Raw genomic sequence first — 14763 nt, forward strand, 5'->3', positions numbered from 1 at the left:
AAAACTCATTAACTTAATGGCAGTGCTCCTCACCCTGGATAGCCACAAGGAATAGAGTCAGTTAAGAGTGCTCAAATCACTTTTTGGCGTCAGCAACTGCTCGGCTTCAGAGTTCTCTGTTTCCTTCACTTCAGAAGAACCCTTGCCCGATATAAATAAAACAGGCGATTTTTTAATTTTCAGCGGGCTTAAATCCTCTACCTTGCGAGCCGGGTTAGCAGAGAACTCATCATATTCCAAAGCCAGCGGCTCATCAAAATCAGGCAGCTCATCTCTTGCAGGCTCGAACTGCTTGAGAATGATGTGCGATAAAGCCGCTATTGCAAAACCCGCCGCCATTATGCCAATACCCGCTCCCAAGGGCATAAAAATTAAGGACGCAAAGATCACGGCCGGGATCAGAGCGTCAATTAATATCGCTCGAACCAGCTTGATTTTCTGGAAACGCACCATCCTTTCCTGATAATCGGAATCAACCATCAGACCTTTCATCTCCAGAAACAATGCCTTGCGTTCGTTTTCATCCGTTGAAGCATTAAATAACTGTAGTAACTCCCGGGCTTCAAAATGATCCTGTTTGCTCAGCGCTTTGGACTTGGAAACATCCAAAGCCCCAGCAATACCGGCATAGGCCGCATTTAGCACAAAACAAAGACTGGCGCCGAGTAAACCGATCATCATAAAGGTCGCCGGAGCAAGCATGGCTGGCGGAAAGAAAAAACAGCAGGCCACACAAAAAGCTGCCATCAGTCCACCGGCATACACCATGTCGTTAATCATGCCGAGCTTTTTATATTTCCAGTCAAGCTCAGTGCGCATGATTAAATTCCTTGCTTCGCGCACTTGCTTCTCTAATTCTGAGATTTGAGCCGGATCAGCCGTGGCGGTTTTTTTGGCTTTGAGCAAATGCTCTTCCAAACGCGCATAAGCTTCATACAGAGCGGTTATTTTTTTATTGTAGGCGGTACTTTCCTCATAAAAACGCCAGATGGAAAGACTAAAATCCATTAACAATAAGCCCATAGTTGCCAGATTACCGGCCATGCCCATAGCGCCAGGCCCTTTGAGCCAGAAAAAGCAGGCCATATTGGCCAAGCCCCAGATGGAGTCATTCAGCAAGCTGAACTTCCTTTGATTCCATTGGGTTTTAAACCGTTCCCAGGCCGGGATTTTCTGCTCTTCAGCGCTCATCCAGGGGCCAGCGATAGTGTGCTTGAGCAATAAGCTTAAATTGATGGAGAAACGGGTGTAGTAAAGCACCCAGCTCATATAACCGGTAATCGGAGCAGGGGCGGCAATGCCTTTTTGCGCCTGCGCCTTGCGGTAGAAATCATCAGGCAGCATCTCAATAACCGAGCTGAGCATGCCGCCGCCCCACACCCAGTATAGCCTTCGCTCATTGACGTCACTCATCCATCCGATCAGAGTCCCGGTTTTGGCATCAGCAATTTCAGCCATTTTATCGGCAATGAATTTCCCAACAGTGAAGCCGAGATATTTGGCAGGTTTGTCAGGGCTCTCTTCAATCGCTTCATCAAGCTGCGCTTTTTTCGCCAGCTCATCTTCCGGTGCCTGAACTTGCTCGATCTTAAGCAGCAATTGCTCGCATTTCAGATAATCATCATTCAAATCATTTAAAGGATGGAACCTGTTCTCATGAAAATTCAGATAGGTCTGATACCTTAATAATTCCTGGATGAATTTAAGCTTCTTCTTCTCGACTTCAAGCTGCTCAGGATTTAGAAATCGATATTCTGCACCCTTGGTCAGACTAAGTTTGCTTCGATGATAGTTTAGAAATACCGACAGCCAGTCGCGGTTCGCGGCGAGCTCTTTTATATCATAAGGCGCCTCTGCATCGTCAAAGCGGCGAACCAATTCAAATCCGAGCATTTGATTAAGCATCTCTGAATTCTGAATTGTTCGGTCTGACATGATATCACCTCATTTGTTAATATGGGGCTGGTGATTTTTTAAAAAGGCACAAGCTGTTCTTTTTTATAACATAGCAGGTATTTATCACACAAGCTTAGTTTTTTCATTTTTACAATCCTGAAACGATATTTACTGGAATTAATCAATGGATATTGGTTAAACAGGCGAATACAAATGCGCATAGAACTTGGGTGAATAGTCAAAAATGTGTATAATCCTTTGTTTTTGTTGTCCAACTTCTTACGATTATGAATCTGGAAAAGCATTACGATGTCATTGTAGTCGGTGGCGGCCATGCCGGTACCGAAGCAGCTCTCGCCTCAGCCCGACTTGGGGCTGAAACTTTACTGTTAACCCATAACATGGACTTGCTCGGTCAAATGTCCTGCAATCCCGCCATCGGCGGTATTGGCAAAGGGCACCTGGTTAAAGAGATTGACGCACTGGATGGGGTGATGGCACTTGCTGCTGATCAGGCAGGAATTCAGTTTCGCATTCTTAATGCGTCCAAAGGGCCGGCTGTACGCGCTACCCGCGCACAGGCTGACCGGGTTCTTTATCGTCAGGCGATCAGGCAATTTCTGCAGAATCAACCTAATTTAAGCCTGTTTCAGCAGTCAGTTGATGATCTCATTATTGAAAATGGACAGATTGCCGGGGTTATCACGCAAATGGGTTTAAAGCTGCGCGCCCGAGCCGTGGTGCTGACCGTTGGCACTTTTCTCGGCGGCAAAATTCATGTCGGCATGGCCCAATACGCCGGCGGTCGGGCAGGTGATCCGCCAGCCATTGCCCTGGCTCATAAACTCCGTGAACTGGATTTACCAGTTGGCCGACTAAAAACAGGCACTCCGCCGCGGATTGACAGCCGTTCACTGGATTATTCACAAATGACGATTCAACCCGGGGACACGCCGGTTCCGGTATTTTCCTATCTGGGTAATCTTGCTATGCATCCGCAGCAGCTGCCCTGCTACATTACACATACCACCAGCCAAACTCATGAAATTATTCTGGCTAATCTTCACCAGTCCCCAATGTATGCCGGGGTTATTGAAGGCGTAGGCCCGCGCTATTGCCCTTCCATTGAAGATAAAGTGGTGCGCTTTGCTGATAAATCCTCACATCAGATCTTTGTAGAACCGGAGGGGCTGACCAGTGATGAAATTTATCCGAATGGCATTTCAACCAGCCTGCCTTTCGAGGTTCAGGTGCAATTTGTCCGTTCTATTAAAGGCTTTGAAAATGCCCACATCACCCGTCCAGGCTATGCGATTGAATATGATTATTTCGATCCACGCGGATTAACCTCCTTTTTACAGACCAAGGCCATCAGCAATCTGTTTTTCGCCGGCCAAATCAATGGCACAACAGGTTACGAAGAGGCTGCGGCACAAGGAATTATCGCCGGAATGAACGCCGCCTTACTGGTTAAAGAACAGGCGCTATGGTGCCCGCGTCGTGATGAAGCCTACATCGGCGTACTGATTGATGATTTAATTACCCTGGGAACTCAGGAACCTTACCGCATGTTCACTTCGCGCGCCGAATACCGGCTCCTTCTGCGTGAAGACAATGCCGATTTACGCTTAACCGCGAAAGGCCGTGAACTTGGGCTGGTCAAGGAAAAGCGCTGGCAGCATTTTTCTGAAAAACGTGAAGCAATTGAGCGCAGTAAAACTCTGCTGCAAAGCACCGCTATTCGCGCCGATAATCAGGAGGTACTCGAAAAGCTGCTGGAAAAACCTCTACAGCAGGATTGCAAAGCTATTGATCTCTTGAAACGCCCCGAAATCAGCTATCAGCAATTACAGGCTTTAGACAGTCTGGAGTTACCCGAATTGAGCGACGAAGTCGCTGAACAGCTCGATATTCAAAGCAAATACGCAGGGTATATTGAGCGTCAGCAGTTGGAAATTGAACGTTTACGAAAGCATGAAACAACACAGTTACCAGACTCTCTGGATTATGCCCAGGTCACAGGACTTTCCAATGAAGTGGTACAAAAGCTTGCTAAAATCAGACCGACTACTCTGGCGCAGGCAGGCCGCATTTCAGGCGTTACTCCGGCCGCATTATCCTTGTTGCTGGTTCATTTGAAAAAACATCGGATGCCCGCATAATGCAGACTATCGAACCAGAATTAGAAAAGGGCTTGCAGCAACTAGGGCTATCCGTATCACCTGAGCCTTTACTTAATTATTTACTGCTTTTACAGAAATGGAACAAGGCTTACAATCTGACCGCCATTCGTGATTTGCCCGCAATGCTAAGCAAACACCTGTTGGACAGCCTGGCCATTTCGCCATGGCTGCAAGGCCCGCGGCTCATTGATGTGGGCACCGGCGCCGGCTTGCCAGGCATTCCGCTCGCTATTGCTCACCCGCATTTGCAAATCAGTTTACTGGACAGCAATGGCAAAAAAATTCGTTTTCTGCAGGAAGTTAAACGCCAGCTTAATCTGAGCAATATTGAAATTATCGAATCACGCGTTGAAAACTATAAACCAGCGCCAGGTTTTGATACAGTGATAAGTCGGGCTTTCAGTGATCTGTCGCAGATGATAAGCTGGACGAAACACTTGCTTGCCAGCGACGGCATCTGGCTGGCAATGAAAGGACGCTACCCTGAAATTGAATTAAGCACTATCGACCAAGGTTTTAAGGTTATTCCCTACAGCGTACCGGGTCTCGATGGTGAACGTTGCTGTATCATTATTGCTAATACTACCAAGGAATAACGATGGCCAAAGTTATTGCTATTACCAATCAGAAAGGCGGCGTTGGCAAAACCACCACCGCAATAAACCTGGCTGCCTCTATAGCTGCACACCGCCAGAATGTACTTTTAATTGATTTGGATCCTCAGGGTAATGCCACCATGGGTTCCGGTGTGGATAAAAACGCACTCGTACATACCTGCAATGAAGTTATTTTACGAGATTGCCTGGCTGAACAAGCCTGCCTGGTTACCGCCTGTGGTTACGATATCATTCCCTCGAATGGAGATTTAACCGTTGCAGAAGTCAGTCTTATGGAGAGAAATCACCGTGAAACCTTTCTTTTCAAAGCCCTGCAGCCCATACAGAACAATTATGATTTTATATTAATTGATTGCCCGCCGGCATTAAATACGCTCACCATCAATGCTCTGGTAGCTTCTGACTCTGTATTAATTCCCATGCAGTGTGAATATTACGCTCTGGAAGGACTTGCCGCACTTTTAAACACAGTCGAACAAATCAGAAGTTCAGTCAACACCCGCCTGCAGCTTGAGGGGGTTTTAAGAACCATGTATGACTCCCGTAATCGACTTTGCTCTGAAGTGTCGCGCCAATTGCTTGATCATTTCGGCAATAAGGTTTATCGCACCGTCGTTCCGCGTAACGTCAGACTGGCCGAAGCGCCCAGCCACGGGATGCCTGCATTACAATACGACAGAACATCACCCGGAGCCGCCGCTTACATGGTACTGGCCGCCGAAGTCATCAGCAAACAAACTGTAACCAGTTAGAGGTCAATATATGTCAGTTAAACGAGGCAGCCTGGGTAAAAACCTGTCCGCATTATTAGGAACCAGCCCTGCTACTGCAATTCCTGTTGCCAAACCGTCTGAATCCAGTAAATTAAAACTGGATTTACTACAGCCAGGTAAATATCAGCCCAGAAAAGCGATTGATGAGGTCTCGCTTGAGGAGTTAGCAGGATCAATCAGGCAGCAAGGTCTGCTGCAGCCAATTGTCATTAGGCCTTTAGAGAATCAAAAATACGAAATTATCGCCGGTGAACGCCGCTGGCGCGCTTGCCAGTTAGCCGGTTTAAGCGAAGCGCCGGTAATTATTAAAGAAGTTGATGATGAAACAGCGATGGCGATGGCCTTGGTTGAGAATCTGCAGCGTGAAGACCTTAATCCAATGGATCAGGCCAGAGCAATGGGCAGGCTGCACCATGAGTTTGAATTGACGCATCAGCAGATTGCCGAGTTATTATCAAAATCACGCACTGCAGTCAGCAATTATCTGCGCCTGCTAAGCCTGGCTGAAGAAGTAATGCGTATGGTAGAGCATGATGATCTGGACATGGGCCATGCCCGAGCGCTGCTTATGCTAAACGCGGAGCAACAGATTCAGGTGGCCAAACTTGTAATTGCGAAATGCCTTTCTGTCCGCGAAACTGAGAAACTGGTTAACCGGCTCAAAGAAGGTAAAGCGCCTCAAGCTGAAGATCGGGAAATCCCGGCTCACACTCAAATACAGATTCAAACCCTTTCCCAGCATCTGAAGTCAAGAATCAAATTAAAACCCGGCAAAAATGGCAAAGGCAGCCTGGTTATTCATTACGACAGTTTGCATGACCTCGACTGTGTAATTCGTCAAATAATCGAGAAGTAAATTTTATTTTTGCATGCCCCTCAACCATACTCATAATATGCTGTTTGAAATTGCCATCAACCTGCAAACGATGGTAGGGGGGTCCTATGCAGATCCAACCTGTAGAGCCGCTGGTGGTTCTGCTTAGCTGCGGTCAAATGAAAGTGACTAGCTATCTTCTTGAACTGACTGAACATAGCCTGAGTGTAACCAGCACTGAATTTCTGGATAAAGATAGTGTCGTTCTTTTTAAATCCAGATATTTCCGCGGCGAAGCATCGATTAAATCAATATCCTATGATCACTACCGTTTTACCTATGCTTTAGAGATTGGAAATATTAATTTTCAGCCGGGATTGCTGGTGAACACCCAATTGTGATCTTTGCAATAAAAATATCAAACTGATGGAATTAAGTTGAACAGTGGATTGTTTGTATGCAATTCCCGAAGCGTGGTGGTGTGCTCTCGTTGAATCCAAAGCCGGTTATAATTAAGCGCATCGAAGAGGCTATAGGCACTACCCTGATGTTTTCCACGGACAAACAGATCAAGATCAACCATCTCGCTTTCTATTGCCCGCTCCAGGGCCGCCTCAATCATTTCTGCCTTATGCAATTTACCGCTGTTGAAAAACGAATACCTGGCCTGTCTGAGGCTTTCTATTGTTGTTCTGACTTCACTAATAAATTTGAGCAGGTTTTCATGTGGATGTTCTAAGCGAGGTAATTCTTCAGAGGGTAGACGCGGTTGAGTTTTTAGAAAATCAAGCAGCTCCTCTGCGGATTGATATACTTTAGCAGTAGAATTCGATATCACGTGAATTGCATGGACCTCAGCCATTGCTTCATTCAAACTGGCAATTTTTTGTCTTCCTTCCCAACTGCAATCTGCAAAAAAACGCTGCAGATCCTCCAATGAAAATTTTAATACTTCAAAGCGGCCGCCAGTTTTACGTTTAAGGCCGATAATTTTACTCAGTTCCTGGATATTAAACAGGTGCAATCGATTTAAGTTAACTTCTCTTAGATCAAGCGAGTTAATGCGGGCGGGTAGATATTCAACCAGTAAATCGCAGGAGCTTAATGAAAGCGACGATAAATCTTCACCACTCCAATCAAGTTCTGTCTGATCATCAGGTATGAGGTCGACTACCCGTCTTAGCAGATCTCTGTATACAGCATGGTTTTTATGGGTTATACGAGGATAGTGTCTGGGACTAAGCAGATCTTTGATACCCATAATAGAGATTTAACAGGGAGAGAGGTGCATGCATTATAACATGCGAGCAATTATCTATCAAACTGTGCCATACCATGTCATCTCGAACGTAGTGAGAGATCTCCGGATGCTGGTACAAACCAAGATTTGGGAGATCTCTCACTGCGTTCGAGATGACGGCGACCTGTTTTACAGCCAATAGACAAAGATAAACAGGAATAACCAGACGACATCCACAAAGTGCCAATACCAGGCCACAGCCTCGAAAGCAAAATGACGTTCGGGAGTGAAATGTCCATAAATGCAACGGATCATGATGATAATCAACATGATGGTTCCAATAGTTACATGCAGGCCGTGGAAGCCGGTTAACATGAAAAAGGTGGTGCCGTAGATCCCTGCATCCAGGGTCAAACCCTTTTCTGTGTAGGCTTCATAATACTCATAGCCCTGCAGCGTGAGGAAGAGGATCCCTAAGGCAACAGTCAATGCCATACCGATAACCAGCTGACGACGCTTATTCAGTTTTAAAGCCCAATGCGCCCAGGTAATGGTTACCCCGGAAGTTAAGAGGATGAGGGTATTGAGCGCAGCCAAACCCCAGGCTCCCATCGCTTCATGAGCACCAGCAAATATCTGATTATTAGGATTCTGCAGCAAAGGCCAGGTCGCTTTGAAATCTGCCCACAAAGTGTAATGGGTTATCGGATGTATTTCACCGCCAAGCAGTGGAACAGACCAGAAACGGGTAAAAAACAACGCTCCGAAAAATGCCCCGAAAAAGCAGACCTCAGAAAAAATAAACCAGCACATACCCCAGCGAAATGAACGATCCACTTGCAGATCATACAATCCTTTCTGGTTTTCATAGATTACCTGACCAAACCAGCCAACCATCATGGTGATCATGATGATTAAACCGAGAGTAAACAAATAAGGGCCATACCAGTCATGATGAAGCCAGGATGCAGCGCCCACCAGTGTAGTCGTTAAGCCAATCGAACCCACAAGCGGCCAGTGGCTTGGTTGGGGGACGTAATAGGTGCCGTGCGCTCCCATATTTCTTTATCTCCTGTTAGTAATTTCTACGTAATTCTTTTTCTAATTTATAACCCGGTTTGATACATCAAACAATGTATAAGCCAGGGTGATTGTTTTGACATTCTCCGGCAGCTCCGGATCCAGATGGAATAAAAGGGGCATATCCATCGCCTCATGTCCATTCAGGGTTTGCTGAGCAAAACAAAAACATTCCGTTTTTTTTAGGTATTTAGCTGCTATACCTGGTGTTATACTGGGTATTGCCTGTACAGTCATTCGATGGTTGGTCTGGTTTTCAGCATAGAACGCCAGCTTTGCAATTTCTCCCGGATGAATCTTGATTTTTGTAGTTTTCGGATAAAATTTCCAACGCAAGTTGCCATTATTCGTGGCTACAAATTCCACAGTTATCGTTCTTTCCCTGGAAACTTTTAGCTCGGAAGGTTCAACCCGCGCCGAAGGCCCGGTGATTTTTCCGTTGATTCCCAGAGTTTTACATAAGCTGTTATAGATTGGTACCAAGGCAAAACCGAATGCAAACATGGACAAAACAACCGCTGTTAACAGTATCACCAGCCTGAAATGACTTTTAACCAAATTTAATACCTCATGGTTGTCGTTCGGCATATCAGCTGCTTCTGCAGCTGATTCGCTTAGCTAATAGTTGGCGGAACAGAGAAGCTATGATAGGGCGGCGGTGAAGGCAAGGTCCACTCCAGACCATGAGCCCCCTCCCATACTTTGGCATCCACTTTTTTACCGCCTCTGACGGTCGCGATCACATTGTATAAGAATAGCAATTGAGAGAAACCAAAAATAAAGGCCCCAATCGTTGAAATCATATTGAAATTGGTGAACTGCAAGGCGTAGTCAGGAATCCGGCGCGGCATACCAGCCAAGCCCAGGAAATGCATCGGGAAAAAGGCAATATTCACTGAAATAGCCGAGAGCCAGAAATGCCATTTGCCCAGGGTTTCGTTATACATGTGGCCTGTCCACTTGGGTATCCAATAATAAGTAGCCGCCATTAATGAGAAAATGGCACCTGGAACCAGTACGTAATGGAAGTGACCGACTACGAAATACGTATCCTGATATTGATAATCCGCAGGAACCAGGGACAACATTAACCCGGTAAAGCCGCCAATCGTGAATAAAAAGACGAAGGCAATGGCAAAAAGCATCGGGGTTTCAAAGGTCATGGCTCCTTTGAACATGGTGCTCACCCAGTTGAACACTTTAATTCCAGTGGGGACCGAAATAAGCATCGTGGTATACATGAAAAACAGCTCAGCACCCAGAGGAACTCCGGTAGTGAACATGTGATGTACCCAAACGATGAATGACAAGAGAGCAATACTCACCGTTGCATAAACCATAAAATGATAACCAAACAATGGCTTACGACTAAATGTTGGAATGATTTCGGAAATAACCCCAAAGGCAGGAAGAATCAATACATACACTTCCGGATGACCAAAGAACCAGAATACATGCTGGAACAGAATCGGATCGCCACCCCCAGCCGCCTCAAAAAAGCTGGTGCCAAAATGGCGGTCCGCCAGCATCATGGTGACCGCGCCTGCCAGTACCGGCATAATGGCAATTAGTAGAAAAGCGGTAATTAACCAGGTCCATACGAACATAGGCATTTTCATCAGAGTCATGCCAGGAGCACGCATGTTGAAGATGGTCGCAATGATGTTAATTGAACCCATAATAGAGGAAAGCCCCATCATATGAATTGCGAAAATCATGAAATCCGTGCTTGGTGGAGCAAACTTGGTGGATAATGGGGCATACATGGTCCAGCCAAAGTTAGGACCTCCGCCTGCATGAAACATGGTGGATCCCAATAATGCGAAGGCAAATGGCAATATCCAGAAACTCCAGTTGTTCAAACGGGGTAAAGCCATATCCGGTGCTCCAATCATCATTGGAATTTGCCAGTTGGCCATACCGGTAAACGCAGGCATCACTACACCGAACAGCATGATTAGCCCATGCAGGGTAGTCATCTGATTGAAGAAGTTGGGATCAACAAAACGATGTCCTGGCTGAAAAAGCTCCGCCCGAATCACCAACGCCATACCGCCAGCGACAAAGAAACTAATCAATGCCAGAAACAGGTAAAGTGTTCCAATGTCTTTATGGTTGGTCGTAAATACCCAACGCTTGATAAAACCCATAACGCCCTTGCCCTGTTCGGGGCCATGATCGTGCTCATGATCATGGAGATGAGCATCATGTGTATTCTGATGTGTTGTTACTTCACTCATTGTAAACCTCCAGCTTGAGCTTTATTGACCTTGGTCGGTTCCTGATCTTCGCCATGTCGAACCTTGTTTACATCAGCCGGCTGAACATCGTCATCCGTATTATTTTCCCAGGAATTACGCTCATAAGTAACCACAGCAGCGATTTCGGCATCGCTTAACTGGTCTTTATAAGCCTGCATTGCAGTGCCGGGTACACCGTTCAACACTATTCCAATGTGCCGTGAAATAGGTTTTCCAACCGCAACGGAACTACCCTTCAGGGGTGGAAACATGGGTGGCATACCTTTACCGTCAGATTTGTGGCAAGCCGCACAAATTTGCTCATATTTGGTTTTTCCAAGATCCATCAATTCCTTGCGGGTCATTGGTTTTTGCTCGACAGCAGCACCAGCTCCTTCGGCGTATTCATCAACGACCTTGGGTTGCTCTTCTACCCATTTGGCAAATTCTTCATCGGTGACTGCCTTCACTACGATCGGCATGTAGGCATGGTTAATTCCACAAAGCTCCGTACATTGGCCGCGATAAATACCAGGTTTTTCAACCCGCGCCCAGGCTTCATGCATAAAACCAGGTATGGCATCGCGCTTGATTCCCAATTCAGGAACCCACCAGGAATGAATTACGTCATTGGCTGTTACCAGAAAGCGAACTTTTTTATGGACTGGAATAACCAGCGGCTTGTCTACTTCCAGCAAATACCATTGTCCTTTCTTCTCCTGGTTCTGGATTTGCTGATAGGGCGTGGCAATGTTACTGAAATAGCTGATTCCCTGATCCAGATACTGATATTGCCATTTCCACTGATAGCCGACGACTTTAATGGTGACATCCGAATCGCTGGCGTCTTCCAGATCAATCAGAATTTTGGTGGCTGGAATAGCCAGGCCGACAAGAATTAGAAAGGGAATGATTGACCATAGAATTTCCAAACGGGTATTGTCATGAAAAGAAGCCGGGGTATATCCCTTTGATTTACGGTGATGCACCAGCGAATAAATCATCGCCCCGAACACAACCACACCGATAATTGCACAGACCACCATTGCAATGGTATGCAGGTAGTACATGTCCTTGCTTAATGGGGTAACCCCCTTATACATATTCAGCTGCCAGGTATCCGCAGCGGCCAGGGCATTACTGCCAATTCCAAGACCTGCAGCCAGAGCAATGATTTGTTTCACATTCAGAAACCTGTTTTGCATCCCCTTTCCTCACATCAGCTAATAGCCATGACACCGGGTCATGGACGATTCATAAAAATTGGATCGGTGAAGATTATATGCTTCACCGCTGAAATTCTCTCATCTCTACCAGAGCGAGTAGTTACCCTCTGTTTTGGATTGACTAACCATGTACTTAATCGCCTCAATAATTTCATCAGTAGTACATTGTTTGCAGCCGCCATTCTTTGGATGCGCATCACCATGGAGGATTTCCGCAATTAACACATCCATATTCTTTTGAATGATAGGTTTCCAAAGGGCTTTGTCCCCAATTTTTGGAGCGCCCTGAATACCGTCTTTATGGCATACGCTGCAGTTCTCATTGTATACATCTTTGCCGTTGGACGGATATTTGGCACCGCCGCTGCTGGTTAAATCCTGCCATTGTGAACGGGAAAGTGATTGATTGAGGATATAATCTGTCGCTGAAATAATATCATTATCAGAGCAGGTTACGCAGGCGCCTTTCACCGGCATGCTATTGTAGCCATGAATAGCGTGGCGATATAGCCCGGTTAGTCCGCTGCTTTTGAGGCGCTGATACCAGTTATTACCATCACCATTAAGAGGAGCACCCATTTTGCCTTGCTGATGACAAACGATACAGGAGTTTATATAAACCTGTTTGCCTCGTTTCAGTGATGGTTGTGCATCAGAGGGGGCTACTCCCAGCGTTTCAGCGCTTTCAACTGTTTTCAGATAGGTCGCAATAGCCAGAGTATCCTCTTCGTTCAGATAACCGAGACTATTATGGTTAACCTCAGCCATAGGACCCGCTACAGGTCCGGCTTTGTTAATCAGTTCGCCAGACTTAAAGACATCAGCGACTTCATAATGACTTGCTGAACGCAGGCCAAGTCGGGTGATATTGGGCGCCCAATAACCATCGACAAATCCACCGGTAAGATAATAGCGGTTTTTAGGTGCGCCAAGGACATTAAGCGGCGTATGGCACATACTGCAATGCCCCAGACCATCAACGATATAACGTCCGCGATTCCAGGCCGGCGATTTTTCAGGATCATAAGGAATTTCATTTTCTTCAGGGAAGAAAAATAGCAGGTTCCATCCCCAGAGACTGAAGCGTGCACCCGGCACGTTAAAGGGGAAAGGCAGGGATTTATTTTTTTGATTGACCGCGGGAATGCTCATAAAATAGGCATAAAGAGCCCTGGCATCGTCATCGGTAATCTTTGAGAAATAAATATAGGGAAATACTGGGAAGTAATTGCGCCCTTGTGGATCGCGGCCATCTTTCAGAGCTCGAATAAAATCGGCTTCAGTCCAGTTTCCAATTCCGGTTTCTTTATCCGGCGTAATATTAGGGCTATAAAACTTACCGAAGGGCGTATCAATTTCCAAACCACCGGCAAAAGCAGGCGTTTTGCCTTTAACATCGGTATGGCAGGCGATGCAGTCGCCCATTTTGGCAAGATATTCGCCGCGCTTGATTAATTCCGCCTGTACTCCTTCAGCGGCCTTGGTTTGAGGATATTCCGGATAATAGCCTTCAATAAATATCTCTGGAATCTGCTTGTGTTGAGATTCCTGCGGTACTGAACTGGTTTGTTGAGCAGCAGGCTTATCAGCCTGAATGGCCACCTGTGCCGCAGCTTGCACGTCAGCGGCATTACCCCATGGGCTGTAAACTGCAGCGGTCAATATAAAGCTTATTATTTTTGCATTATTCTTCAACAAAGAGCGCACGCTCCCTCCTTAAATCACTTAACCGGGGTTCATTCAGGCAGGAAAAATTAGTTTTGCATTTTATACTTCTCCTACTATAACTTGCAATCGTGTTTCGCAGCAAATATGCCACTAAAATGCGATATCTGAGCAAAGCCTATCGCCCATTAAATAATGATTGATCAAGTTGGTTAAATTATGTAGAACCCGGTTCGGCCAACTGAAATTAGCAGAAAAGCTTCGGGAAAGATGCAGCGAAGAAAAACACAAAAAAACAGTTTAATAATAGTGCAAAATTAGCGATAATTAACCCTCCTTAATTTTTAACCAATACTATGCCCATTTATCTCAATGGATTATTATTAGGCTTATCACTGATTACTGCCCTTGGCCCACAGAATATTTTTTTAATTCGCCAGGGCGCCATGCGCCATCACGCCGTCCTGTCGGCAGCCATTTGTTTCTTCTGTGACGTTATTCTCATTTGTGCCAGTATTGCTGGTTTGAATCAGGCGCTTGAACTCCACCCCACTTTAAGAATATGGGTGACCTGGTTTGGCGCTCTTTTTCTGTTTTACTATGGACTGACTTCAGTAAGAAAAGCGCTTAAGACGGCTCCGACGGCTAAGCAGGAGATTAGCCAGGTCAGTAACCGCCTGCAGATTTTACTGCTCGCACTAGGTTTCAGTCTGTTGAACCCGCATGCCATAATCGACAGCCTGGTCATTATCGGTGGCGGCAGTGCCCAATTCCCCGAACATAAACTGCTATTCCTCTGCGGGGTTCTTAGCGCCAGCTTTATCTGGTTCAGCTCATTAACCTTTACCACCTTTTACTTTTCTGAAGTGCTGTCACGCGCCAAAGTATGGCGGCGGATTGAATTTGGCAGCGGGGTTTTAATGATCGTCATTGGTTTGAAGTTAGTTACTTCATAGATTTGCGCAGGATGCAACGACATATAGGTCGAGCCCTTGGCCTAATGGCACTTACTTAAGGCTTTAACCCTTA

13 protein-coding genes are annotated in these 14763 nt (G+C 46.0%); 6 read left to right on the forward strand and 7 right to left on the reverse strand.

The features are described 5' to 3' along the window. Positions 1–57: 57 nt before the first annotated feature. Positions 58–1935, reverse strand: a complete 1878-nt coding sequence (locus tag B1207_RS04110) for a hypothetical protein (protein ID WP_112218734.1) — start codon at positions 1933–1935, stop codon at positions 58–60. 248 nt (positions 1936–2183) lie between these two features. On the opposite strand from B1207_RS04110, the gene mnmG reads away from it, so the two are divergent. From mnmG to B1207_RS04135, 5 genes are all read left to right on the forward strand, one after another. Further along, positions 2184–4058 carry a tRNA uridine-5-carboxymethylaminomethyl(34) synthesis enzyme MnmG gene (gene mnmG / locus B1207_RS04115; protein WP_112218735.1) on the forward strand — a complete coding sequence of 625 codons (1875 nt, stop codon included), beginning with the start codon at positions 2184–2186 and terminating at the stop codon, positions 4056–4058. Then, positions 4058–4675, forward strand: a complete 618-nt coding sequence (gene rsmG / locus B1207_RS04120; protein WP_112218736.1) for a 16S rRNA (guanine(527)-N(7))-methyltransferase RsmG — start codon at positions 4058–4060, stop codon at positions 4673–4675. Before mnmG ends, rsmG begins: the two co-directional genes overlap by 1 nt. A 2-nt stretch (positions 4676–4677) precedes the next feature. Further along, entirely contained in the window at positions 4678–5448 is a 771-nt protein-coding gene (locus B1207_RS04125) for a ParA family protein (protein WP_058506983.1), read from the forward strand. Positions 5449–5458: 10 nt separating this feature from the next. Next, on the forward strand, positions 5459–6325 hold the full coding sequence (locus B1207_RS04130; protein WP_112218737.1) for a ParB/RepB/Spo0J family partition protein: 867 nt from the start codon (positions 5459–5461) through the stop codon (positions 6323–6325). 86 nt (positions 6326–6411) lie between these two features. Then, positions 6412–6684, forward strand: a complete 273-nt coding sequence (locus B1207_RS04135) for a hypothetical protein (RefSeq protein ID WP_112218738.1) — start codon at positions 6412–6414, stop codon at positions 6682–6684. 17 nt (positions 6685–6701) lie between these two features. On the opposite strand, the gene B1207_RS04140 is transcribed toward B1207_RS04135, so the two are convergent. The 6 genes from B1207_RS04140 to B1207_RS04165 form a co-directional block, all read right to left on the reverse strand. Further along, complete coding sequence (locus tag B1207_RS04140; protein ID WP_112218739.1) at positions 6702–7544, reverse strand: hypothetical protein; 843 nt, start codon at positions 7542–7544, stop codon at positions 6702–6704. Positions 7545–7712: 168 nt separating this feature from the next. Then, positions 7713–8582, reverse strand: a complete 870-nt coding sequence (locus B1207_RS04145) for a cytochrome c oxidase subunit 3 (protein ID WP_112218740.1) — start codon at positions 8580–8582, stop codon at positions 7713–7715. A gap of 42 nt (positions 8583–8624) precedes the next feature. Then, positions 8625–9191, reverse strand: a complete 567-nt coding sequence (locus B1207_RS04150; protein ID WP_112218741.1) for a cytochrome c oxidase assembly protein — start codon at positions 9189–9191, stop codon at positions 8625–8627. A 26-nt stretch (positions 9192–9217) separates the two neighbouring features. After that, complete coding sequence (gene ctaD / locus B1207_RS04155) at positions 9218–10843, reverse strand: cytochrome c oxidase subunit I (RefSeq protein WP_112218742.1); 1626 nt, start codon at positions 10841–10843, stop codon at positions 9218–9220. Next, positions 10840–12048 (reverse strand): cytochrome c oxidase subunit II, encoded by a 1209-nt coding sequence (gene coxB, locus B1207_RS04160; RefSeq protein ID WP_112218743.1) that lies wholly within the window; start codon positions 12046–12048, stop codon positions 10840–10842. Before coxB ends, ctaD begins: the two co-directional genes overlap by 4 nt. Before the next feature lie 105 nt (positions 12049–12153). Continuing rightward, on the reverse strand, positions 12154–13599 hold the full coding sequence (locus tag B1207_RS04165) for a c-type cytochrome (protein WP_112219007.1): 1446 nt from the start codon (positions 13597–13599) through the stop codon (positions 12154–12156). A gap of 491 nt (positions 13600–14090) precedes the next feature. On the opposite strand from B1207_RS04165, the gene B1207_RS04170 reads away from it, so the two are divergent. Next, complete coding sequence (locus B1207_RS04170; protein WP_112218744.1) at positions 14091–14690, forward strand: LysE/ArgO family amino acid transporter; 600 nt, start codon at positions 14091–14093, stop codon at positions 14688–14690. The last annotated feature ends 73 nt before the right edge of the window (positions 14691–14763 follow it).

Source organism: Legionella quinlivanii (assembly GCF_003265995.1).
GTDB classification, from domain to species: domain Bacteria; phylum Pseudomonadota; class Gammaproteobacteria; order Legionellales; family Legionellaceae; genus Legionella_C; species Legionella_C quinlivanii_A.

What these genes read in the sequence shown, in the direction of transcription:
- B1207_RS04110 (WP_112218734.1), bottom strand. Translation starts at nt 1,935, where the DNA reads ATGTCAGACCGAACAATTCAGAATTCAGAGATGCTTAATCAAATGCTC.
- mnmG (WP_112218735.1), top strand. Translation starts at nt 2,184, where the DNA reads ATGAATCTGGAAAAGCATTACGATGTCATTGTAGTCGGTGGCGGCCAT.
- rsmG (WP_112218736.1), top strand. Translation starts at nt 4,058, where the DNA reads ATGCAGACTATCGAACCAGAATTAGAAAAGGGCTTGCAGCAACTAGGG.
- B1207_RS04125 (WP_058506983.1), top strand. Translation starts at nt 4,678, where the DNA reads ATGGCCAAAGTTATTGCTATTACCAATCAGAAAGGCGGCGTTGGCAAA.
- B1207_RS04130 (WP_112218737.1), top strand. Translation starts at nt 5,459, where the DNA reads ATGTCAGTTAAACGAGGCAGCCTGGGTAAAAACCTGTCCGCATTATTA.
- B1207_RS04135 (WP_112218738.1), top strand. Translation starts at nt 6,412, where the DNA reads ATGCAGATCCAACCTGTAGAGCCGCTGGTGGTTCTGCTTAGCTGCGGT.
- B1207_RS04140 (WP_112218739.1), bottom strand. Translation starts at nt 7,544, where the DNA reads ATGGGTATCAAAGATCTGCTTAGTCCCAGACACTATCCTCGTATAACC.
- B1207_RS04145 (WP_112218740.1), bottom strand. Translation starts at nt 8,582, where the DNA reads ATGGGAGCGCACGGCACCTATTACGTCCCCCAACCAAGCCACTGGCCG.
- B1207_RS04150 (WP_112218741.1), bottom strand. Translation starts at nt 9,191, where the DNA reads ATGCCGAACGACAACCATGAGGTATTAAATTTGGTTAAAAGTCATTTC.
- ctaD (WP_112218742.1), bottom strand. Translation starts at nt 10,843, where the DNA reads ATGAGTGAAGTAACAACACATCAGAATACACATGATGCTCATCTCCAT.
- coxB (WP_112218743.1), bottom strand. Translation starts at nt 12,048, where the DNA reads ATGCAAAACAGGTTTCTGAATGTGAAACAAATCATTGCTCTGGCTGCA.
- B1207_RS04170 (WP_112218744.1), top strand. Translation starts at nt 14,091, where the DNA reads ATGCCCATTTATCTCAATGGATTATTATTAGGCTTATCACTGATTACT.